This is a genomic window from Mesorhizobium sp. CC13 (assembly GCF_039907765.1).
In the GTDB taxonomy this organism is placed as follows: Bacteria; Pseudomonadota; Alphaproteobacteria; order Rhizobiales; family Rhizobiaceae; genus Aminobacter.
Genome location: NZ_JARDJI010000014.1, coordinates 91,570 through 110,673 on the forward strand (window position 1 = coordinate 91,570; position 19,104 = coordinate 110,673).

The 19,104-nt window shown below is 61.8% G+C and carries 19 protein-coding genes and 3 pseudogenes; 15 read left to right on the top strand and 7 right to left on the bottom strand.

All coding sequences use genetic code 11. The features are described from left to right. The first annotated feature begins 87 nt into the window (after window positions 1–87). From PV773_RS18085 to PV773_RS18105, 5 genes are all read left to right on the top strand, one after another. Window positions 88–1,182: an IS5 family transposase gene (locus PV773_RS18085; RefSeq protein ID WP_347967717.1), complete on the top strand. Its 1,095-nt coding sequence runs from the start codon at window positions 88–90 to the stop codon at window positions 1,180–1,182. Then, window positions 1,182–1,502, top strand: a complete 321-nt coding sequence (locus tag PV773_RS18090; RefSeq protein ID WP_347967688.1) for a hypothetical protein — start codon at window positions 1,182–1,184, stop codon at window positions 1,500–1,502. The genes PV773_RS18085 and PV773_RS18090 overlap by 1 nt, the downstream gene beginning before the upstream one ends. Window positions 1,503–1,708: 206 nt before the next feature. Further along, window positions 1,709–2,158: a transposase gene (locus tag PV773_RS18095; protein WP_168600502.1), complete on the top strand. Its 450-nt coding sequence runs from the start codon at window positions 1,709–1,711 to the stop codon at window positions 2,156–2,158. Further along, the gene (gene tnpB, locus PV773_RS18100) at window positions 2,155–2,511 is read left to right on the top strand and encodes an IS66 family insertion sequence element accessory protein TnpB (protein WP_347967689.1); all 357 of its coding nucleotides are present in this window, start codon (window positions 2,155–2,157) and stop codon (window positions 2,509–2,511) included. The genes PV773_RS18095 and tnpB overlap by 4 nt, the downstream gene beginning before the upstream one ends. A gap of 71 nt (window positions 2,512–2,582) precedes the next feature. Continuing rightward, on the top strand, window positions 2,583–4,130 hold the full coding sequence (locus tag PV773_RS18105; protein ID WP_347967690.1) for an IS66 family transposase: 1,548 nt from the start codon (window positions 2,583–2,585) through the stop codon (window positions 4,128–4,130). 41 nt (window positions 4,131–4,171) lie between these two features. Here PV773_RS18105 and PV773_RS18110 read toward each other — a convergent pair whose 3' ends face one another. Then, window positions 4,172–5,059, bottom strand: a complete 888-nt coding sequence (locus PV773_RS18110) for a sigma-70 family RNA polymerase sigma factor (protein WP_184327383.1) — start codon at window positions 5,057–5,059, stop codon at window positions 4,172–4,174. Between the two features lie 220 nt (window positions 5,060–5,279). Between PV773_RS18110 and PV773_RS18115 the strand changes: the two genes are divergently transcribed. Both PV773_RS18115 and PV773_RS18120 read left to right on the top strand, forming a co-directional pair. Then, window positions 5,280–5,735, top strand: a complete 456-nt coding sequence (locus PV773_RS18115; protein ID WP_095433221.1) for a carboxymuconolactone decarboxylase family protein — start codon at window positions 5,280–5,282, stop codon at window positions 5,733–5,735. A gap of 251 nt (window positions 5,736–5,986) precedes the next feature. Beyond that, a complete protein-coding gene (locus PV773_RS18120) occupies window positions 5,987–7,027 on the top strand; it encodes an IS110 family transposase (protein WP_347967691.1) in 1,041 nt (346 codons plus the stop codon). 1,792 nt (window positions 7,028–8,819) lie between these two features. Here the strand turns inward: PV773_RS18120 and PV773_RS18125 are convergent. Together PV773_RS18125 and PV773_RS18130 are read right to left on the bottom strand one after the other, a co-directional pair. Further along, entirely contained in the window at window positions 8,820–10,259 is a 1,440-nt protein-coding gene (locus tag PV773_RS18125) for an HlyD family type I secretion periplasmic adaptor subunit (RefSeq protein WP_347967692.1), read from the bottom strand. Between the two features lie 5 nt (window positions 10,260–10,264). Further along, window positions 10,265–12,418 (bottom strand): type I secretion system permease/ATPase, encoded by a 2,154-nt coding sequence (locus PV773_RS18130; protein ID WP_347967693.1) that lies wholly within the window; start codon window positions 12,416–12,418, stop codon window positions 10,265–10,267. A gap of 462 nt (window positions 12,419–12,880) precedes the next feature. Between PV773_RS18130 and PV773_RS18135 the strand changes: the two genes are divergently transcribed. Together PV773_RS18135 and PV773_RS18140 are read left to right on the top strand one after the other, a co-directional pair. Then, window positions 12,881–13,126 (top strand): hypothetical protein, encoded by a 246-nt coding sequence (locus PV773_RS18135; RefSeq protein ID WP_347967694.1) that lies wholly within the window; start codon window positions 12,881–12,883, stop codon window positions 13,124–13,126. Beyond that, window positions 13,123–13,335 (top strand): HNH endonuclease, encoded by a 213-nt coding sequence (locus tag PV773_RS18140; protein ID WP_347967695.1) that lies wholly within the window; start codon window positions 13,123–13,125, stop codon window positions 13,333–13,335. Before PV773_RS18135 ends, PV773_RS18140 begins: the two co-directional genes overlap by 4 nt. 37 nt (window positions 13,336–13,372) lie before the next feature. On the opposite strand, the gene PV773_RS18145 is transcribed toward PV773_RS18140, so the two are convergent. Together PV773_RS18145 and PV773_RS18150 are read right to left on the bottom strand one after the other, a co-directional pair. Next, complete coding sequence (locus PV773_RS18145; RefSeq protein ID WP_347967696.1) at window positions 13,373–13,858, bottom strand: hypothetical protein; 486 nt, start codon at window positions 13,856–13,858, stop codon at window positions 13,373–13,375. Between the two features lie 174 nt (window positions 13,859–14,032). Further along, window positions 14,033–14,296, bottom strand: coding sequence for a helix-turn-helix domain-containing protein (locus PV773_RS18150; RefSeq protein ID WP_347967697.1), 264 nt, complete (start codon window positions 14,294–14,296; stop codon window positions 14,033–14,035). 121 nt (window positions 14,297–14,417) lie between these two features. Here PV773_RS18150 and PV773_RS18155 point away from each other — a divergent pair, with 121 nt between their 5' ends. From PV773_RS18155 to PV773_RS18170, 4 genes are all read left to right on the top strand, one after another. Next, a complete protein-coding gene (locus tag PV773_RS18155; RefSeq protein ID WP_347967698.1) occupies window positions 14,418–15,086 on the top strand; it encodes a hypothetical protein in 669 nt (222 codons plus the stop codon). A gap of 155 nt (window positions 15,087–15,241) precedes the next feature. After that, entirely contained in the window at window positions 15,242–15,538 is a 297-nt protein-coding gene (locus tag PV773_RS18160; RefSeq protein WP_347967718.1) for a recombinase family protein, read from the top strand. 23 nt (window positions 15,539–15,561) lie between these two features. After that, entirely contained in the window at window positions 15,562–15,906 is a 345-nt protein-coding gene (locus PV773_RS18165) for a recombinase zinc beta ribbon domain-containing protein (protein ID WP_347967699.1), read from the top strand. Next, a complete protein-coding gene (locus tag PV773_RS18170) occupies window positions 15,810–16,091 on the top strand; it encodes a hypothetical protein (RefSeq protein ID WP_347967719.1) in 282 nt (93 codons plus the stop codon). Before PV773_RS18165 ends, PV773_RS18170 begins: the two co-directional genes overlap by 97 nt. A 228-nt stretch (window positions 16,092–16,319) precedes the next feature. On the opposite strand, the pseudogene PV773_RS18175 reads toward PV773_RS18170, so the two are convergent. Then, window positions 16,320–16,560, bottom strand: a pseudogene (locus PV773_RS18175) (transposase family protein); the annotation flags it as partial. A gap of 592 nt (window positions 16,561–17,152) precedes the next feature. Between PV773_RS18175 and PV773_RS18180 the strand changes: the two are divergent. Both PV773_RS18180 and PV773_RS18185 read left to right on the top strand, forming a co-directional pair. Further along, window positions 17,153–17,479: pseudogene (locus PV773_RS18180) on the top strand (IS5 family transposase); the annotation flags it as partial. A 319-nt stretch (window positions 17,480–17,798) separates the two neighbouring features. Then, a pseudogene (locus PV773_RS18185) lies at window positions 17,799–18,259 on the top strand (aldehyde dehydrogenase family protein); the annotation flags it as partial. 105 nt (window positions 18,260–18,364) lie between these two features. On the opposite strand, the gene PV773_RS18190 reads toward PV773_RS18185, so the two are convergent. Next, entirely contained in the window at window positions 18,365–19,054 is a 690-nt protein-coding gene (locus tag PV773_RS18190) for a GntR family transcriptional regulator (protein ID WP_347967700.1), read from the bottom strand. Window positions 19,055–19,104: the final 50 nt, after the last annotated feature.

Here is a 19,104-nt window from a genome sequence, read left to right on the forward strand (position 1 = left end):
CCCCAATCACCCCATCTGTTGAAAAAGGCGCTCGCCGCAAGGTGGTGACCGTGATTCATTGGCTCCGACGAGATTCGGAGGGTGACGGTGCGCGGCGGGGACGATCGGACTGGCGAACTGTTCAGCTACGTGGACCTTGAGGCGCGGATTCGGCGGAGTCATCCGCTGCGCGCCATCCGAGTGATGGTGAACGAGGCGCTGTCGGCGCTGGAGCGGGAGTTTGCGGCGCTGTATTCGCCGATTGGGCGTCCATCGATCCCGCCGGAGAAGCTGCTGCGGGCGATGCTTTTGCAGGCGTTCTATTCGATCCGTTCGGAGCGGCTCTTGATGGAGCGGCTGGAATACGACCTTTTGTTCCGCTGGTTCGTCGGGATTGGCATCGATGATGCGGCCTGGGATCATTCGGTGTTCTCGAAGAATCGCGACCGGCTGCTGGAGGGTGACATCGCGGCGAAGTTCCTGGCTGCGGTGCTGGCCCAGCCCAAGGTGAAGCGGCTTCTATCCATGGATCATTTCTCGGTCGACGGCACGCTGATCGAGGCCTGGGCGTCGATGAAGAGCATCAAGCCGAAGGACGATGGCTCGGGCGAGCCGCCGGTAGAGGGCGGCGGGCGCAACGCGGAAGCGGACTTCCATGGCCAGAAGCGGACGAACCAGACGCACGTCTCGACCACCGATCCCGACGCCAGGCTCTACCGCAAGGGGGCAGGCAAGGAGGCGAAGCTGTGCTTCATGGGGCATGGGCTGATGGAGAACCGCCACGGCCTATTGGTCGACGCTTGCCTGACACAGGCCAACGGGCATGCCGAGCGGGTAGCCGCACTGCATATGATCGAACCCCGCGCCGACCGGTCGCAAGCGATCACCCTCGGCGCCGACAAGGCCTATGACGCGGAAGACTTCGTCAATGAGTTGCGCTCGATGAAGGTGACGCCGCACGTGGCGCAGAACACCAGCGGCCGCCGCTCCGCGATCGATCGTCGCACGACCCGGCACGGCGGCTATGCCATCAGCCAGCGCATCAGAAAGCGCATCGAAGAGGCGTTCGGCTGGATCAAGACCATCGCCGGGCAGCAGAAGACCAAGTTCCGTGGCCGCGACCGTGTCGGATGGGCCTTCACCTTCAGCGCCGCCGCCTACAATCTGGTGCGATTGCCGAAGCTCATTGCGGAGACCGGCTGATGGCTAAGGTCCCCGCCTTCGCCAAGGCCTTCATCGGGCGCTGGCGCATTGTCGAGATGGACGTTTGGGACAATGAGTTCCTCGATCTCGTCGACACGGCGCATCTGACGTTCAAAGGCGTGGCGGATGGCGAAATCGCCTTCGGCGCACTGAGGGGCTTCCTCGATGTCCGCTACGGCGCCCGCGACGGCTCGGCCTGCGCAGAGTTCTCGTGGGAGGGAAACGACGAGAACGATCCGACCTGCGGTCGCGGATGGGTTGCCATCGGCACAGCAGGACGCCTCGTGGGCCACTTCTACATCCACAACGGCGACGAATAAGGCTTCGTCTGCGAGCGCGACTGACTTCTTCAACAGATGGGGTGATTGGGGTCTCGCCCGAGCCCAGATGCGGGCGGCTGCTCCTGTCAGGATGTTAGAACGTGGTCGCTTTGGAGCGCCACAAACATCGTAAGCGGTGTTTTGACCGCACCTTCCGGATCAGTGCGTGATTGACGATGTTGAGCCCCGAACAAGGGCTTGGACATATGTCGATTTCTCAGCTTACGCTTACATCCAGCGATGAAGAGCCGGTGCGGCGGTTCGAGGTTTTCACAGGCAGCGGCCGGCGGCGCGAGTGGGGCGACGAGCGTAAGGCGCAGATCGTCGCGGAGAGTTATGAGCCGGGAGTGACGGTCTGCTCCGTGGCGCGGCGTCATGGATTGACCCCGCAGCAATTGTTCACCTGGCGTCGGCTCGCCCGGAAGCCGCTGGACACTGTACCTGATGTCGAGGATGTTCCGATGTTTGCGTCGGCGATCCTGGATGTGCCGACGAAGCCTGTGGCGAAAGAGCCTGAACCGGCCCGTGCATCGAGAAAGAAGTCGAGCAGCGGCGCAATCGAATTGGAGATCGGCGGGACGCTCGTCAGGATCGCATCCGGAGCGGACGCGGCCACGATTGCCGCCGTCATTCAAGCCGTGAAGGCACAGTCGTGATCGGGCCGTCGGGAGCGGTAAAGGTCATGGTCGCCACCCGGCCTGTCGATTTCCGCAAAGGCGCGGAGAGCCTGGCTGCGCTGGTAAAGGCCGAGATGGGTGCTGACCCGTTCTCCGGCACGATCTACGTGTTCCGGGCCAAGCGCGCGGACCGGATCAAGCTGGTTTTCTGGGATGGCAGCGGGGTGTGCCTTGTGTCCAAACGCCTTGAGGATGGCGAGTTCCATTGGCCCAAGATGCAGGATGGTGCGATGCGCCTGACGGCCGCTCAGTTCTCGGCATTGTTCGAGGGGCTGGATTGGAAGCGCGTTCATGCGCCCATCGAGACGCGCGCCCCGGAGAAGGCTGGATAGCCAATGCGACCAATTGAATCAGGCTCACCCACGCCCTCGTTTTGGTCGCCGGCTTATGCTGTTGTCGCTCCATGACGATGACGGCCGACGAGCTTCCGGACGACCTGAACGCGCTCAGAGCCATGGTGCTTTCGCGCGAGGCGGAGAATGCCCGGCTGCGCCAGATCATCAAGGAATTGCAGCGCCACCGCTTCGGCCGCAGAGCCGAGACGCTTCCGGAGGATCAGCTTCTCCTTGGGCTCGAAGAAGCCGAACAGGTCGAGACGGACGGTCTGGAGGAGAAGGAGCATGCATCCAGTGATCTGCACCGGGAGCGGGTCGCAAAACGGCGGATAAACCGCGGCTCACTTCCTGCCCATCTGCCGCGCATCGATGTGGTCATCGACATCGAGAGCCATGACTGCCCCTGCTGCGGCAACGGCCTGCACCGGATCGGCGAGGACGTCAGCGAGAAGCTCGACATCGTGCCGGCCCAGTTCCGCGTTCTGGTGACGCGCCGCCCCAAATACGCTTGCCGCGTCTGTGAGGAAGTCGTCGTCCAGGCTCCAGCTCCCACGCGGCTGATCGAGGGTGGCATTCCGACCGAGGCGACCGTTGCCCAGGTGCTTGTCTCTAAATATGCCGACCACTTACCGCTCTACAGGCAGGCGCAAATTTACAAGCGACAGGGGATCGATCTCAACCGTTCAACACTCGCTGACTGGGTCGGTCGAGCCGCCTGGCATCTGCGCCCAGTTCACCAAAGGCTGCTCGAGCATCTGAAGGCCTCGTCCAAGCTCTTCGCCGACGAGACGACCGCTCCAGTGCTCGACCCGGGTCGGGGAAAGACGAAGACTGGGCAGCTTTGGGCCTATGCTCGCGACGACAGGCCATGGCAGGGAGCCGATCCGCCCGGCGTCATTTATGTCTATGCGCCCGATCGCAAGAGCGAACGCCCGATGGCGCATCTTGATGGATTCGTCGGTGTCCTGCAGGTGGACGGATACGTGGGCTATCGCGCGCTCGCCGCCGGCAACAGCGTGTTTCTGGCGTTCTGCTGGAGCCATGTGCGCCGGCGCTTCTATGAGCTGTCGGCCGCCGCTCCTGCACCCATTGCCAGCGAAGCGCTCAGGCGTATCGCCGAACTCTACAAAATCGAGGACGATATCCGCGGCATCACCCATGAGGAACGCCGCGCCGTCCGACAGGAAACGAGCCGTCCGATCATCGACAGTCTTGCGCCTTGGCTGACCAAACAACTCTCCCTCATCAGCCAGAAGACCAAGCTCGCCGAAGCCATCCGCTATACGCTCTCACGCTGGGACGGGTTGACCCGTTTCATCGATGACGGTCGCATCGAGATCGACTCCAACACTGTCGAGCGTTCCATCAGGCCGATCGCCCTCAATCGGAAGAATGCCTTGTTCGCAGGCTCCGACGCCGGGGCCGAACACTGGGCAACGATCGCCTCGCTCATCGAAACGGCCAAGCTCAATGACGTTGAGCCACTTGCCTATCTGGCCGACGTCATCAGCAAAATCGTCAATGGCCACCCGAATAGTCAGCTCGACGACCTGTTGCCTTGGGCCTTCCGACCAGCCAGAAACCAAGCCCGTGGCCTGAGAATACCGCTTAGATGAATGCTGTGCGGCCGGGCGCTCGAAGCGCCGCAGCGGCGATCTTAAACGTCAATATGCGTCAGCTTATTCGGGTTTTTGACGATATAGATCGCGAAAATCTTACCGTCGCGAATGCCGAGAGCTGTTGTTTGCAGCCCACCATTTGAATCAAGGCTTACATACCCGGGCAGGCCGTCAATAGTTGCGGTTCGCAGCAAGGTGGGCGGAGTCGCGGCCTTTCGCTGAGCGGAAACGAAGAGTCGCAGTGCACGTTCCAAGCCGCGGATGACTTCTCGGAACGCCAGCACCTTGCCGCCGCCGTCGCTATGTATCTCGACATCGCGCGCAAGCAACGCCGAAAGCGCGGTGACATCGCCGTCACGCGAAGCCGCAAAAAAAGCGCGCGCAATTCCATCAGCCTCTGCCGCCCCGACGCTGTATCGTGGTCGTGCATTCTGAACATTCTTGCGTGCGCGAGAAGCAAGTTGCCGAACGGTGGCAGGTTCACGATGAAGCACGACCGCGACCTCGGTCAGCGCCACGTCGAACACTTCGTGGAGCAGGAAGGCCGCTCGTTCTAGCGGCGAAAGTCGCTCCAACGCTAACATCAGCGTCACAGTGACATCGTCAGCAATGGCTTCTTGCGCATCAAGAGGCTCGACCAAAGGCTCTGGTAGCCATGGGCCGACATAGATCTCGCGGCGCGCTCGCGCCGACTTCATCCGATCAAGGCATAGTCGGGTGACGATGCGAGTGAGATAGGCGGTCGGAGTACGGACTTCGTCTTCAACGCGTACCCAACGCAACCACGCATCCTGCACGACATCTTCCGCCTCCGTGATCGACCCTAGCATCCGGTAGCTCAGACGCAGCAAGCGTTTGCGATCCAGTTCGAATTCTACGGTTCTTTGGTCGCTAAGCGGCACATCAGCGCTCGCTTCATTGGCCATCACCCCCTCGCGGATGTCATGAGACCGATTCGTTGCGTTCCTGCCGTTGTGCCACATGCCACTTTCCTCGCACTCGCTCGCTTGACTCGTGGACGAGCGAGTTCGTGCAAGTGTGACATGGCACATGCCAAAATAAAATCAGGTCGAGATGTCACGCCTCCCATCGCCGTGTCGTCACTCGAGCAGCGCCGGCTGTTGGCGCAACTCACAGGAGACCATCATGAATGAGACAACGCGCCTCAACTGGTACGAGGTAGCACCCGCTGGAGCCAAGGCCCTTTTCGGCGTCCATCACTACGTCACACACAACACGAATTTGCCTGAGGAACTTATCCATCTCGTGTTCCTGCGCGTATCGCAGATCAACGGCTGCGCACATTGTATCGACCTGCACACCCGCGATCTGCTGAAGACCATGGCAGCCGACAAGGTCGCTCTGGTCCCGGTATGGGAAGAGGTGCCGTATCTTTTCTCCGAACAGTACCGCGCGGCGCTGGCCTGGGCCGAGGAGGTGACGCTTGTCAGCGAGACACATGCTTCTGACCGAGCCTATGCTGCTGTCTCGGCAGTTTTCGAGCCTAAAGATTTGGTAGACCTTACAATCACGATTGCAGCTATGAACGCCTTCAACCGTCTAGGCGCGCCATTCCGACTTCCGGTGAAGGCGCAGCCCTGAAAACGCGCTGGCGCTGTTGCTTAGCCACGACGGCACCACTGTGCTTATGAATCGGTTGCTTGCAGGCCCCGCTTGCTTGCAGCTTTACGACCGGGATGGGGTGGAACAGCTCCTTCATCAACGCGCAAAGGCTCGTCCCGGTCGGTGCATTCATGCCATCAATCAAGCAGCGATGATAATCGGTACGATCTTTCGCGCTTAGTCAATGTGGGAGGAAAACACCGCTTACCAAACATCGGGAAGGAGCAGCCGTGAAGTATTTTGCCGGACTGGACGTGTCTTTGGAAGAGACCGCGATTTGCGTCGTCGATGAGAGTAGTCGGATCGTGAAGGAAACACGAGCGGCGAGCGAACCACAGGCCTTGTCCGATGCGTTGCGGAAGCTCGATCTGCCGCTGGAGCGCATCGGGCTGGAAGCGTGCTCGCTGACAGCCTGGCTTCACGATGGGTTGTGCGCCGAAGGCCTGCCAGCGATCTGTATCGAGACCCGCCAGGCCAATGCGGTCATGAAGACGATGCCCAACAAGACCGATCGCAACGATGCCCGCGCGCTTGCGCAGATCATGCGCACGGGTTGGTATCGGCAGGTGCATGTGAAGAGCCGGCAATGCCGGTTATGGCGCGCGCTGTTGGTTGCCCGCCGCACGGTGCTGAACGAGATGCGCAGCATAGAGAATGTTGTGCGCGCCATCCTGCGCGAGGCCGGTGTCAAGCTCGGCACGCCCTCGCGCACCTCCTTTGCCGATCGCGTGCGCGAGCTGGCCGGCACCGACGCCGAGGCGATGGTGATGGTGGAGCCGCTGCTTTCGATCCTCGGCTCCATGCTCAACGAGTTCGCCCGCCTGACCAAGCAGGTTCTCGACATCGTGCGCAAGGAGGCCGTCTGTCGGCGACTGATGAGCGCGCCCGGCGTCGGGCCGATCACCGCGCTCACCTTCCGCGCTACCATCGACCGGCCGGAGCGCTTCAGCTCCTCGCGGGCAGTGGGAGCACATCTGGGGTTGACGCCGGCGCGCTACCAGTCCGGCGAGACCGACATACCGGGCAAGGTCAGCCGCTGCGGTGACGAGCTCGCCCGCACCGCCCTCTACGAGGCAGCACATTCGCTGCTCGTGCGCTCGAAGAAATGGTCGAGCTTACGCGCCTGGGGCATGAACATCGCCAAACGCCGCGGCATGGCGCGAGCCCGCGTGGCGGTAGCCCGCAAACTGGCCGTCGTCCTGCATCGCATGTGGGCCGACGCAACCGAATTCCGCTTTGGAAAGGAAGCCGCCGGCCCCGCATCGGCATGAAAATAGGCCAAGGAACAAAGGAACAAAAACGAACACAGACAGTGGCTCGCCCGAGAGGGTGATCCGGATCGTTCCCGTGGGGACGATGGGCAAGGCGATCTCGTTAGCAGGCACGATCCTGGGCGAATTCTCCAAGGTCGTTCAACAGATTGAGACACCTCGCTCTCCTGACCCCATCATGCGGCGGCTCCGCGCCGACCGCGAAGAGAAGCGAGTGACCCGCGGGGCGACGTGATCCGGAAAAAGACAGGAAAAGCTTGACCTCACCGACCCCAATCAGAGAAGCCTGCTAGGGGACCTGTCACTTGGCGTGCGATCTCGAGACCTGTCGCGGTCGTTGTCCCGTCCGCCCAGCCCGCCAGAACGGTCGGTGGCGCGAGAGTCCTTGGATGAGCGACTTGGGCCGCCTATGTCGTAATCGTCTTTATCCTTGCCGGGGAATTTGCCGCCCGTCATACCGTTGCGGCGATCGCGCTCGGCTTGGGTAGATTCGGAGCGCGGGCCATTGGGGGATATGCCGCTAACCGGAGTCCGGGAGCCTGCGGGAGAACTTGACGCCGGACTGCGCGCCATCTCGCGGTCATCTTGGTCCTTGCCGGGAAACTTGCCACCAGTCATGCCTGCTTTATCTGGGGCCTCGACTGGCCTATTCTGCCTAGACCAGTCAGCAGGTGACATCATTTCTCTTGGCGTGTTAAACCCCTCGTAAGGTTTAAGTTTTCCTGCATTTAACTTTTCTATCGCTGGACCTGTGTAGGCGTATCCTTTGTTTACGTACGTAATACCATTGCCTAACCAAACATCAATCGGACGTGACGAGCCAATGCTGAATGGCGTGTTACCTGGGTTGCCGGGGACAAATTCATCTGGCTTCACCCCATTAAATGTCGCACCTAATCCGACACCAAGCACTCCTCCCATCCCAAGATTGGGGGCCGGCGACACATAGTCAAAGAACCCCCCGACCGTAAATTTCTCGATTGCCCAATCGTATCCGGGCCCAAAAGTTCCAAATCCGCCAGGTGTAAGTTTTGAGCCGACGTCAACGCCTATTCCGCCGGTGACGGATATCCCAGATGGTGTTGCAGTGCCCGCAACAGAGAGGCCAAATAACTCCCTTGGATGGTACCATACGGTTCTTGACTGATGGTGAACGGATTGTCCGAGGACCATGTATATTTAGCACCATACGAAAATCCCCCTCCGAACAGCCCGACACCCTGGACCATTCCCTTCCCGACGTTCCCTTCAATGTAAATGCCCATCTATCCCCCCCCATTTTGCGCATAGATTCTGTACGACAATAGGATTTATTACAAAGATAAAAATATATCACAAAGAATTACTGTAGAAATAATTGCAACTATGCAGAAGAATACTATAGACACTAAGAATGCATTTCTAATATCTGACTCTGAGTACTTAGAAAGTTCAATATTTCGCCGATATTCAGAAGAGCCATTAATGGATCCAATCGTGAATGCAGCAGATGTAAGAAACATTGAAAAAAGACATATTAGATATATATTATAGGCATTACCATAACTAAACAATGATCCAGTCAGTGAAGCCGGTTTTCTATAAATAATCTCATTTGCATTGATTGTGAAGAATATAAACGATAATATGGAAAACACCGACATCGCCCTAAGCGCGTATGTGCAGATGTTGATGAAGTGATCATTATTTTGATTTCCGTTAAATGATGTCATCTCTGCGATCTCGTAATTATATTTAACTTAACGTTAGGCGAGAAGGGCCATATGCCCACGCCCCCGGGTGGGCACGAGATCTACCGCTCACGGAACGCTTCATCTTTCACCTCCATAAGTGGATCCAGCAGGAACTGCAGCACGCGCCGGCTCCCGGTCTTGATCTCGGCGGTCACCGACATACCCGGCGTGAGCGGGACATCGCTGCCGTCGGCGCGGATTGATGTCTGGTCGAGCGCGATGCGGACCGGGAAGACCAGCGGCCCGGCCGTGCCCTGGGCAGCGCCGCCGTTGCCCGCGGTGACGGAGGCACCAACCGGGATGGCATCGTTGGAGACGGTCGCCACCTTGCCGTCGAGCGTGCCGTAGCGGGTGAAGGGGAAGGCCTCGAGCTTGATGCGGGCTTCCTGGCCCTCGCGGACAAAGCCCTTGTCCTTGTTGAGCAGCATCGCCTCGATCTCGAGTGCCGTGCCGTCGGGCACCACCACCATCAGCTGCTGCCCGGTCTGCACCACGTCGCCGAGCGTTGTGACCTCGACCTGCTGGACGCGGCCGGCGACCGGCGAGGCGAGCACGCTGGCGCGTTCGAACAGCTCGGCCTTGGCAAGGTCCTGGCGCAGGATGCCTGTGGTGCGGTCGATGTCGACGAGTTCGTTGGTCATGCGGTCGAGATAGGCCTCCCGGCGTTCGCGCTTGCGGGCAGCCAGCGACTTGAGCGTCGCCTCCAGCTCGGCGATGCGGCCTTCTTCGGCCACCGCTGCCATCAGCTGGTCCTGCTCGCCCTGGCGCGCGTCGATCGTGTCGGATTTTACGCCGACGCCGCGCTTTTCCAATTCGAGATAGACGCCGAGCCGCTCGCCCGTGAGGCTGACCAGCTTGCGCCGCTCGGCAAGCGTCTTCCAGCCCCGCTCGATCTCGACCCGCTTCTGGGCGATGTCGGCCTCGAAGCTTGCCTGCTCGGCCTGGTAGGCGGATAGAGACTGGCGCATCTGCAGCAGCTGCAGTTCGGCCAGCTCGCGCGGTGCCTCGGCTGGGAGCGCCAAGCCGGCCTCGGCCGTTGGGATGTTCTCGGCAACCGCCTTGACGATGGCGCGCAGCCTTGCGGCGGACACCTCCGCCACCGCCAGGCTGCCGGCGAGCTTCCGGCGCTCGGCGACCTGCTCGGCGGGGTCGAGCTCGACGAGGAGGTCTCCCGCGTCGACCTGATCGCCCGCCTTCACATGGATCGCCTTGACGCGGCCCGTGATCAGTGGCTCGACGACCTGCACCTTGCCGACCGGCACGATCTTGCCCTGGATGCTGGCCGTGGTCTCGACGCGCCCGAACCACGACCAGACGAGTGCTCCCACCGCAAAGGCCATGATCATGGCCGAGAAGACGCGGGCGGCCGGGGAGGCCGGCGTCTCCAGGATTTCGATGGCGGCGGCCTGGAACTCGCGTTCGTTGCGGTCGAGCGACGGCCGCCTGTTGTCCCTTTCCCGCGCCACGCCTGCCTTCATCGCATCCCAGTAGCGCCCCATGGCGATCACTCCGCCGCCATCGGTTGATGGCCGGCCTGCAGCCGGTGCAGCTGGGCATAGCGGCCGTCGCGCTCAAGCAACTCGTCATGCGTGCCCTGCTCGGCGATGCGGCCCGCCTCGACGGTGACGATGCGGGTGGCGTCGCGAAGTGCCGCCAGGCGATGGGCGATAATGAACACCGTGCGCCCTTGCGCCATGCGGCGCATGTTCTGCTGGATCACATATTCGGATTCGTAGTCGAGCGCGCTGGTCGCCTCGTCGAAGATCAGGATGCGCGGGTTGGTGACCAGCGCGCGGGCGATGGCGATGCGCTGGCGCTGGCCGCCGGAGAGATTGGCGCCGCGTTCCTCGAGCACGGTGTCGTAGCCCGACTGCAGCTTGAGGATGAAGTCGTGCGCGCCGGAAAGCTTCGCCGCCTCGATGACGCGGTCGAGCGGCAGCGCCGGGTCGGCGAGCGCGATGTTCTCGCGCACCGTGCGCCGGAACAGGACGTTCTCCTGCAGCACCACGCCGATCTGGCGGCGCAGGCTGCGCGGGTCGATGAGGGCGAGATCGACGCCATCGACCAGGACGCGGCCGCGCTCCGGCACATGCAGACGCTGCAGCAGTTTGGCCACGGTGCTCTTGCCCGAGCCGGACGGGCCGACGATGCCGATGATCTCGCCCGCCTGAACCTGGAACGACACGTCGGAGAGGATCTCGCGCTCGCCCGGGCGGTATCGGAAGCTGACATGGTCGAAGGCCACGTTGCCAGCGATCTTGCGCAGCGAGCCCTGGCCGCCGGCTCCGGTGATCTCGGCGGGCGCGTTGAGGATGTCGCCCAGCCTGTCGACCGATATCCTGACCTGCTGCAAATCCTGCCAGAGCTGCGCGAGGCGCAGCACCGGTCCCGAGACGCGGCCCGCCATGATGTTGAAGGCGACGAGCTGGCCGACGGTCATGTCGCCGGCAAGCACCGCCTTGGCGCCGAACCACATGGTGGCGACGATGACCGCCTTGCTGATCAGCTGGGCCGCGTTGTTGGCGATGTTGGCGAGATTGGCCGTGCGGAAGCCGGCGCTGACATAGCCCGCGAGCTGGTCCTCCCAGCGCCGCTGCATCTGCGGCTCAACCGCCATCGCCTTCAAGGTTTCCACACCCACGATGGATTCGACCAGGAAGGTCTGGTTCTCGGCGCCGCGGTTGAACTTCTCCTCGATGCGGCGGCGGATCTCCGGGGTGACCGCCACAGACAGCGCCGCATAGGCGGGCATCGAGACGATGACGATCAATGTCAGCCACGGGCTGTAGAGCCACATGACGGCCAGGAAGACGAAGAGGAAGAAGACGTCGAGCAGGACCGTCAGGGCCGAACCGGTCAGGAATGCCCTGATGTTTTCGAGCTCGTGGACGCGGGCGACCGTCTGGCCCGTCTGGCGCGCCTCGAAATAGGCGATGGGCAGGCCGAGCAGGTGATGGAACAGCTTGGCCCCAAGGGCAACGTCGATGCGGCTCGTCGTGTGCACCGTCGTATAGCTGCGCAGCGCCGTCAGCAGCACCTCGAACAGCGAGACCGCGGCGAGGCCCACGACCAGCACCTGCAGCGTCGTCAGGCCGTTGTGGACGAGCACCTTGTCGATGACCAGTTGGAAGAAGATCGGCGAGATCAGCCCGAGCAGTTGCACGAAGAATGAGGCGAGCAGCACCTCGCCGAAGATCCAGCGATAGCGGATGATCTCGGGGATGAACCAGGAAAAATCGAAACGCCGGGCAAAGCCGTCGGCGAAGGCCCGGCTGGTGACCAGGATGGCGTGGCCGCTCCATAGGGCTTCGAATTCGGCTCGGGACAGTTCCTGCGGCGCGCCGACCAAGGGGTCCTGCAGCAGGACCTTTTCCGCCGACAGCGCCGCGAGCACAGCGAAGCTCCCGTCCTTCTTCTCGACGATGGCGGGCAAGGGAATCCGCTCGAGGCGATGAGGGGACGGTTGAACGATCCTCGCCTTCAGCTTCAGCCGCTTGGCCGCTCGCACCAGGTCCTGGCTGGATGCCCGGCCGACCACGAGGCCTAGATCATGGCGGACGACTTCGGCATCTACCGGCCGCCGCAAATATTGCGCGATCAGCGTCAAGCATATGACGCCGCTGTCCAAGCCAGCCGCTCCCGAAATCCCCGTATCCACGCCCGCCCACGCGAATTTTAGCCCCGATGCAACTATTCCGAATTTTCCAAGCGGAATGCAAGCGCAGTAAGAACGCAAATTTGCTCAAAATCATATGTTAGTATTTCCTGAAATAATGACGCACCATTTAAGGTGGCTTGAGCTGTTCTCACCTGCAGATAGCGGCGACCGGGCCAAGCTCTCGGTTCTTGACCTCCATGCTGCGCAACGAAGTCATCGCCTACGCCGCAAACCTCATGATTTGGTCTGGAGTCTATGACCTGGGCTTACCTTCTGGTTATCGACCCTGCTCCGCAGGCAGAAAGCTTTGCAGGCGGCGTAGTCCGTGCGGCTGCTTTGAGAGGCCCGTCCTATACGCCGTCGACACTTCGCTATCGCCGCACGACCTCGATCTGCGTCTTCACTGTCTGAGCTCCACCCCGCTTCATGCTTGTGTCTCGAAACAGCAAGGCGGAATGCGGCATGGAAGACGACAGCCAAGGCCCGCAAGACGGGAAGATACCGGCCAAGAACGACAGGCCGGAAGCCGAGGCAGAGAGCGGTGAGGACATAGCGCCCTGGGTGAGGTTGGACACAATGGTGTTCGACATCGCTCGCCTGATCGGACGGCAGATGGCCCGGGCAGACTTCGAGCGGCTGAGAACCGCTGCCAATGACAACAAGCCTCGCATCGCCGAACCGGGTGGAGGCGAGGGCAATAAGGATTGAACGAGACGGAGATCGCCTCTTGTGGGCCTCATGGCGAAGGCTTCATCGAGGTGCATCACTTGCAGCCCCTCCACACCCTAGTGGACGGAGGCAAGACACGTCTTGGTGACTTGGTGCTCGTTTGCTCCAATTGTCACCGGATGATACATCGGCAAAAGGAGTGGTTAATTCCCACAGCGCTTCGCCAGATGCTCAGTCAAAGGGAATGAAAGGGCAGGACGGTACGGAGCTCCGCACACTAGGCCGCTAAGTTTTCTTCTTGGGCCTCAACACTCTCGGGTTGATGTTGTCGTAAACTTGCTGAGCAGGAAAAGCTCCAGCTGGAGCCTGCTGGCCCGGCAAAACCTTGCCAACCTGAATTAGCAGATCCTGCCCTGGTTTCACGATGTCATAGGTGACGCCTGGGTTGTAGGTCGTGAACGCCGTGTTGCCGTAGACGTTCGTCTGCATGGTACCCGGCGTCCGCCCGTAGTCTCGTCTGGTCGCATCCTGGCTGCCGAGGATAACAAAGTGGGTATTGCCGCTCTGGAGCGTAATTTCTGCGGCCTTAAGCAAGCTGTAGTCTTGGACAACCGTAGGGTCGGTGAAGCCGTTTCCACGCGTTGAAATACGGTAAGTATCGTTGGTTATCGGCATTGCGACCACCCCTCCAGTCGCTCCCATTTCTTGATATGGTGTTTGGCAGCCTGCCAAAAGTGCGACGAGCAATATCCCAAAAAGGCTCACCTTCATCGACATCCCCCTCAGAACGCCATTGTGTTGGATCGGTCTTTTCCGCTGCTGGTGTCCAGCCCCTCAATATATTCAAGCCTACCCCGGCAGTGCTTGCAACTGCTCATCAGGCATGGTGGAAACGATTGGAAGGGGTCAACCTTGTCAATTTGGCGGGCAGGGTCTCTTCAATTCTCAGCTACGAGCCAGCCGAACACCAGGCCCTCCACCGTTCTGAGGAATGAATTCAACGCCTGCGGCTATCAATGCAAGGCAGATTTTGGTCCGCGTCCGCGTTGAGACAATCGGTGCATTTTCACTGTCGCTTTCGCACCTCTTCAGGGTGGGGATTGAAACCCCAGATAGAGCAGCTAACTCCTCTTGCGAAAGTCCAATAAGCGCACGAGCAGCTCTCATCTGTCCGGTGGTAATGAAATCTACTTGATCCTTTTGGATCATTTTCGTATGATCTTTTCGTATCAAAAAAAGTAGCTCGGCTCAATGTCGAGAACGGCCAGACACGGTGTTCCAGCACCGCATCTGGCCTGACCATAACCTAAGCTGTTGAGGAGCTCGGATCATGGCTGATTCCGACCATAGCATGAGTTTGGCCCGCGTCACCCGGCGGGTGGCGCTTACGGGATGGGTTGTTGGTGCGACCGGATGGGCGTTTGGCCGCAAGGCGTCGGCGCGCAGCGCTGCGACGATAGATGCGACCGCCGACCCGGCGCTGGCGCTGTGGCGGGAGTGGGCGGCGGCGCATCAGCGGGCGCAGCGGCTGTGCCGGCGGCAGCAGGAGTTGGAGGCAGAGCTTGCCGAGCGGGTCGAGGTTCTGTGGACGGTGGTCAAGGTTCCTGGCGGCGAGGAGATCGTCGTCTGCTCCAAGGAAGCCCTCGACCGGATTGTCGGCGCGCGGACGGACATGGCGGCGATCCGCGCCAGGGCGGAAGCCGAGCTTGCCGAACGGCAGGCCTGTTTCGAGGCTGCGGCGACAGAGATCGGCTATTTCGCGGGGCTGAGGGCCGAGCGCGAGGCCTACGAGCGGGTCGAGGCGCTGCTGGAGGCACTGTCGCAGACGCCCGCCGTGTCGCTCGCGGGCGTCGTAGGCAAGCTCGATGCGGTGATACGCAACGGCGAGGCGTGGGAAGATCTTTCGGCCTTTCCCTGGCCGCAAATCCGCTCGGCGCGCGACGACCTGATGCAGATCGGTCGCCAGATGACGCCACATGCGATTTTCCCGGTCGGATAGACGCCTTTGTTGGACAGTTTGCCGGACAGCTTCATTGCATTGGAGCCGATCCGGCGGAGCCGGTCAGGGTCAAGGCTGGGTGGAGCCGGCCCTGACCGGCTTTCTGGGAACACAGTTTCTCGGAGGTTCGGCCTCGACCAGGGGCCGCGGGCACGCTGTGGAACGACACCACGGTCCGCGGCCATGTCCGGCGCGGCACCGGCATCATCAACAATGAACTCTACATCGGCCGCCTGGTCTGGAACCGACAGCGCTATGTGAAGGATCCGACGACCGGCAAGCGGGTGTCGCGCCTGAACCCGGAAGACGAACGGATAGTCACCGAGGTACCGGAGTTGCGCATCGTCGACGACGAGCTCTGGCAGGCGGGTCAAGGCACGCCGGGGCGAGATCGCCGACAGGCACGTCAACCTGGTCGGCCATCCGCGCCCACTACAGCCGCAACCGGCTGAGCGTCGCCCGACGGCCGAAGTCGTTGCTGTCTGGCCTGGTCTACTGCCGCTGCTGCGGCGGCCCCTATTCGCCGCGCAGTGTCGACCGCTTCGCCTGCTCCAGCCACATCAGCAACTGCTCCTGTCCGAACAGGCGCACCATTGCGCGGAGCGAACTGGCAGCGTGTGCTTGCCGGTCTCAGGCACCGGATGATGGCGCCGGAGGCGGCCGCGGCTGCGATGCGCACCTTTGCCGAGGAGACAAATCGGCTCAACCGCGAGCGCCGCGCCAATGCCGACGCCTGGAAGGCGGAACTGGTGGAAGATCGAGAAGCAGATCCGCGGCATCATCGAGGCGATCAAGGCCGGCATGTTCCACGACAGCATGAAGATGGAGATGGATGCGCTCGAGGCGCGCAAGGCCGAACTGGCGGGTCTGCTTGACGGCACGCCGCAGGACATGCCGGACCTTTTGCCGAGCGTGGCGGTGCTCTATGCGCGGAAGGTCGCGCAGTTGACCGAGGCGCTGAACCATCCGGACGACCGGCCGGAAGCCACTGCGGCGCTGCGCTGATCGAGAAGATCATGCTGACGCCTGGCGCGAAGCGCGGAGCGAAGCGCGGCGTGATCGACGCGACGCTGTATGGGGAGTTGGGCACGATCGTGAACTGGACCGGGCGGCAGGCCGCTAGTCCAAACAAAAACACTCCCGGAGCGGGGCTCGCGGGAGTGTCTTCATCGGTGGTTGCGGGAGCAGGCTTCAAATCTCTACGATCAGCAAGTGTCGGTCTCGGTGAAAACCTGCCCACAGATCGAGGTCACGGGAGACGAACTCCGAGCTTGATCGACCCTAATCGTCTTCGGATAGCCGATCTTGGGGCAGACCTTTTCCAGTGTCCTGACCACATCCTCTGCCCGGTAGCTGAAGCGCGGGTCGAGCACCGGCACGTAGCGCGAGAACGTATCGACGACCGTCAGGACGCGGATCTTCTTGCCCGTCGCGAACTGGCGTGAACGAAGTCCATCGCCCACACGTCGTTGGGTTCGACCGGCATCTCGTGGCCGGCGCTGAACCAGTCGTGTGCGCCCTGCGGTTCTTCTACGGCGTGACGCTCGGGCAGGCGACCTCTGACCGCGAGGCTCCGGCCTGTCCGATCTGCGGTGGGATCGTTCGCGTGACGAGCTATCTGCCAGCCGGCTCCGACTGCCTCGGGAGCGTGGCCCCGATCTTCCGATGCGATACTTCCTGAGCCCTCATGACTGCCGCCGCGATCATCACTGACATCCGCCGACACGCTCAGACAGGGCGCAGACGCAGTCGTCCCGATGCCGCGTCCACGGCTCTGCACACCCTTCAGGCTATAGCTCCGGCCGCACTCGACTCGCTCCAATACGATCTCCTCGACGTCTGCGCCGGCCGCAGCCACCGCCGACAACCGCTCCGGCTTGAACATTCCCCATAGCGGCCGCGAGAACTCATCCGCGCCTTCGTTCAATCCGGCTTCAATGAGGTCCGCAGCCGAGCCAGCACGCCCCACCAGCACCCGGACCTCACAGAACCCTCCAGATTCCCAGGACTGACGGAAGCTGAATCAATGCGTTCCGGATTTGCTGATTCGGAGCGGGTTGATGGGAGTGAAGCGCTACTACGAGCTAAACGAGGCGCATTGGCTTCGGATTGCACCGATGCTACCGGGCAAGGCGACCGATCCCGGTCGGACCGGCGCGGATAACCGGTTGTTCGTAAACGGAGTTTTGTGGGTGCTCCGGTCCGGGGCCTACTGGCAGCATCTGCCGGAACGCTACGGCAAGTGGAAGAGTGTTCACGCCCGCTTCACCCGCTGGGCCAAGGCGGGGGTCTGGGAGAAGGTCTTCGCCGAGCTGATCAAGGATCGAGACAACAAGTACCTGATGCTCGACACCACCCTGGTCCGCGTCCACCAGCAGGCGGCGGCCGGAAAAGAGATCCCATGAGGCGACGGGCGGCGGAACTCAGGTAAGGTTTCGGGGTCCGACATCCTAACCCTGGAGACGTCTCATGGATCTCTCATCCGTTGCTCTGCCGCCCGTCGGCGAGAAGACTGCCACGATTTTCGTGGCACTGGAATTCTTAGCAAGTCGGCTTGGCTTGTAGCGCTGCACTCACCGACGGCCGACAAGATCAGCCTGCATCGCCTGCAAGGAGGCGACACCGAAGGGCTTATGGCTCTCATTGAACGCCGGCGCGAACAAGCGCAGGCTGCCTTGGCGGGTCCTGTCCAGGTGATGTCGTGCTTCCTTTGCCGATAGCATTTCCGCCGAAGTCGGTATTCCGATCGCCTATTGCCGGGAGGTGCCGGTGGCGCTGCGCCATCTGGAACTCGCGATCTCCGTGAATTCGAGGTCCGGCCCGGATCGGGGCGGGTGCTGCGCGAGCCGATCGGCGCGCCCGGCCTCATCACGCCATGGAACTGGCCGCTAGTGAAGATCGTTTGCATCGCGCCGGCGCTCGCCGCGGGCTGCACAATGGTGCTGAAACCCAGCGAGATCGCCCCGGAAGCCGCCCGCCTTTTCGCGGAAGCCATCGATGAAGCCGGCCTGCCGCCGGGCGTGTTCAATCTTGTGGAGGGCGACGGGCCGACGACAGGCGAGGCGCTCGTCTCGCATCCGGACGTGGACATGGTCTCGTTCACCGGCTCGACACGGGCCGGCATCCGCATCGCCAAACTCGCCGCCGACACGGTCAAGCGGGTGACGCAGGAAAAAGATCAAAGCGGTAGCAACTGGGAGGTCGCCTATGAACCCGTCTGGCTCGCCGCATAAGGCGTGTAGACATCTCCCTCTGCATGGAGGTTGATCGGCTGCCGCCTATAGCGCCTTGCCAAGAAGGGCCTCGGCGATCTTTGCCGCGGCAGCGACATGGTGCCGGCAGGCCGCCGCCGCCGCATCTGGGTCGTTCTTCTCGATAAAGGCAAAGATTTCTCGGATCTGCGCAGGTCCCGAGACAGTGCGGTTCGCCGTCGAGAGCGTCATCACCCGCAGTCGCGAGATGCGGCTGTTTAGCCGGCTGACGATATCCCAGGCGATGTTGTGGCCGCTCGTCTCGAAGATAATCCGGTAAAATTCCGTCGTCGCGTCGAGGATGCCGGGGGGCGAATTCTGGCGCGAGGTGCGGTCCAGCTCCGCCAGCGCCGCGCGCAGCCGCGCCTTCACGCCCGCATCCGCAGAACGCGCGCAATCGGCGACGGCAGTCGCCTCCAGCGCGGCGCGAATCTCGTAGATCTGCCGCGCATCCTTCCAGTCGAGCCGCGCGACGATCGGGCCATGCCCGGCCAGCATCTCCACCAGCCCCTCCGCCTCCAGGTGGCGGATGACTTCGCGAATTACCGAGCGCGAGACGCCGAGCTGGTCGCAGAGCGTACGCTCGACCAGCCGCTCGCCCGGCTCGAAAAGCCCGCTGATGATGGCGCGGCGCAGCCGGTCGAGCGCGATTTCCCGGAGTGTGGCAGGCGGGGTCTCGATGCGGAGGGCCGCGAGGTTTTCGGCGTTCTTAATCATGGCTTTTGATAGCCCCAAAAAATAGGCCGCACAAGGTCTTGACACGTTGT

Excerpts from the sequence above, each read along its gene's own strand:
- PV773_RS18115 (WP_095433221.1), top strand. The coding sequence starts at position 5,280 with ATGAATGAGACAACGCGCCTCAACTGGTACGAGGTAGCACCCGCTGGA.
- PV773_RS18095 (WP_168600502.1), top strand. The coding sequence starts at position 1,709 with ATGTCGATTTCTCAGCTTACGCTTACATCCAGCGATGAAGAGCCGGTG.
- PV773_RS18110 (WP_184327383.1), bottom strand. The coding sequence starts at position 5,059 with ATGGCCAATGAAGCGAGCGCTGATGTGCCGCTTAGCGACCAAAGAACC.
- PV773_RS18190 (WP_347967700.1), bottom strand. The coding sequence starts at position 19,054 with ATGATTAAGAACGCCGAAAACCTCGCGGCCCTCCGCATCGAGACCCCG.
- PV773_RS18170 (WP_347967719.1), top strand. The coding sequence starts at position 15,810 with ATGCCGACGCCTGGAAGGCGGAACTGGTGGAAGATCGAGAAGCAGATC.
- PV773_RS18155 (WP_347967698.1), top strand. The coding sequence starts at position 14,418 with ATGGCTGATTCCGACCATAGCATGAGTTTGGCCCGCGTCACCCGGCGG.
- PV773_RS18125 (WP_347967692.1), bottom strand. The coding sequence starts at position 10,259 with ATGGGGCGCTACTGGGATGCGATGAAGGCAGGCGTGGCGCGGGAAAGG.
- PV773_RS18150 (WP_347967697.1), bottom strand. The coding sequence starts at position 14,296 with ATGATCCAAAAGGATCAAGTAGATTTCATTACCACCGGACAGATGAGA.
- PV773_RS18090 (WP_347967688.1), top strand. The coding sequence starts at position 1,182 with ATGGCTAAGGTCCCCGCCTTCGCCAAGGCCTTCATCGGGCGCTGGCGC.
- PV773_RS18135 (WP_347967694.1), top strand. The coding sequence starts at position 12,881 with ATGGAAGACGACAGCCAAGGCCCGCAAGACGGGAAGATACCGGCCAAG.
- PV773_RS18145 (WP_347967696.1), bottom strand. The coding sequence starts at position 13,858 with ATGAAGGTGAGCCTTTTTGGGATATTGCTCGTCGCACTTTTGGCAGGC.
- PV773_RS18105 (WP_347967690.1), top strand. The coding sequence starts at position 2,583 with ATGACGATGACGGCCGACGAGCTTCCGGACGACCTGAACGCGCTCAGA.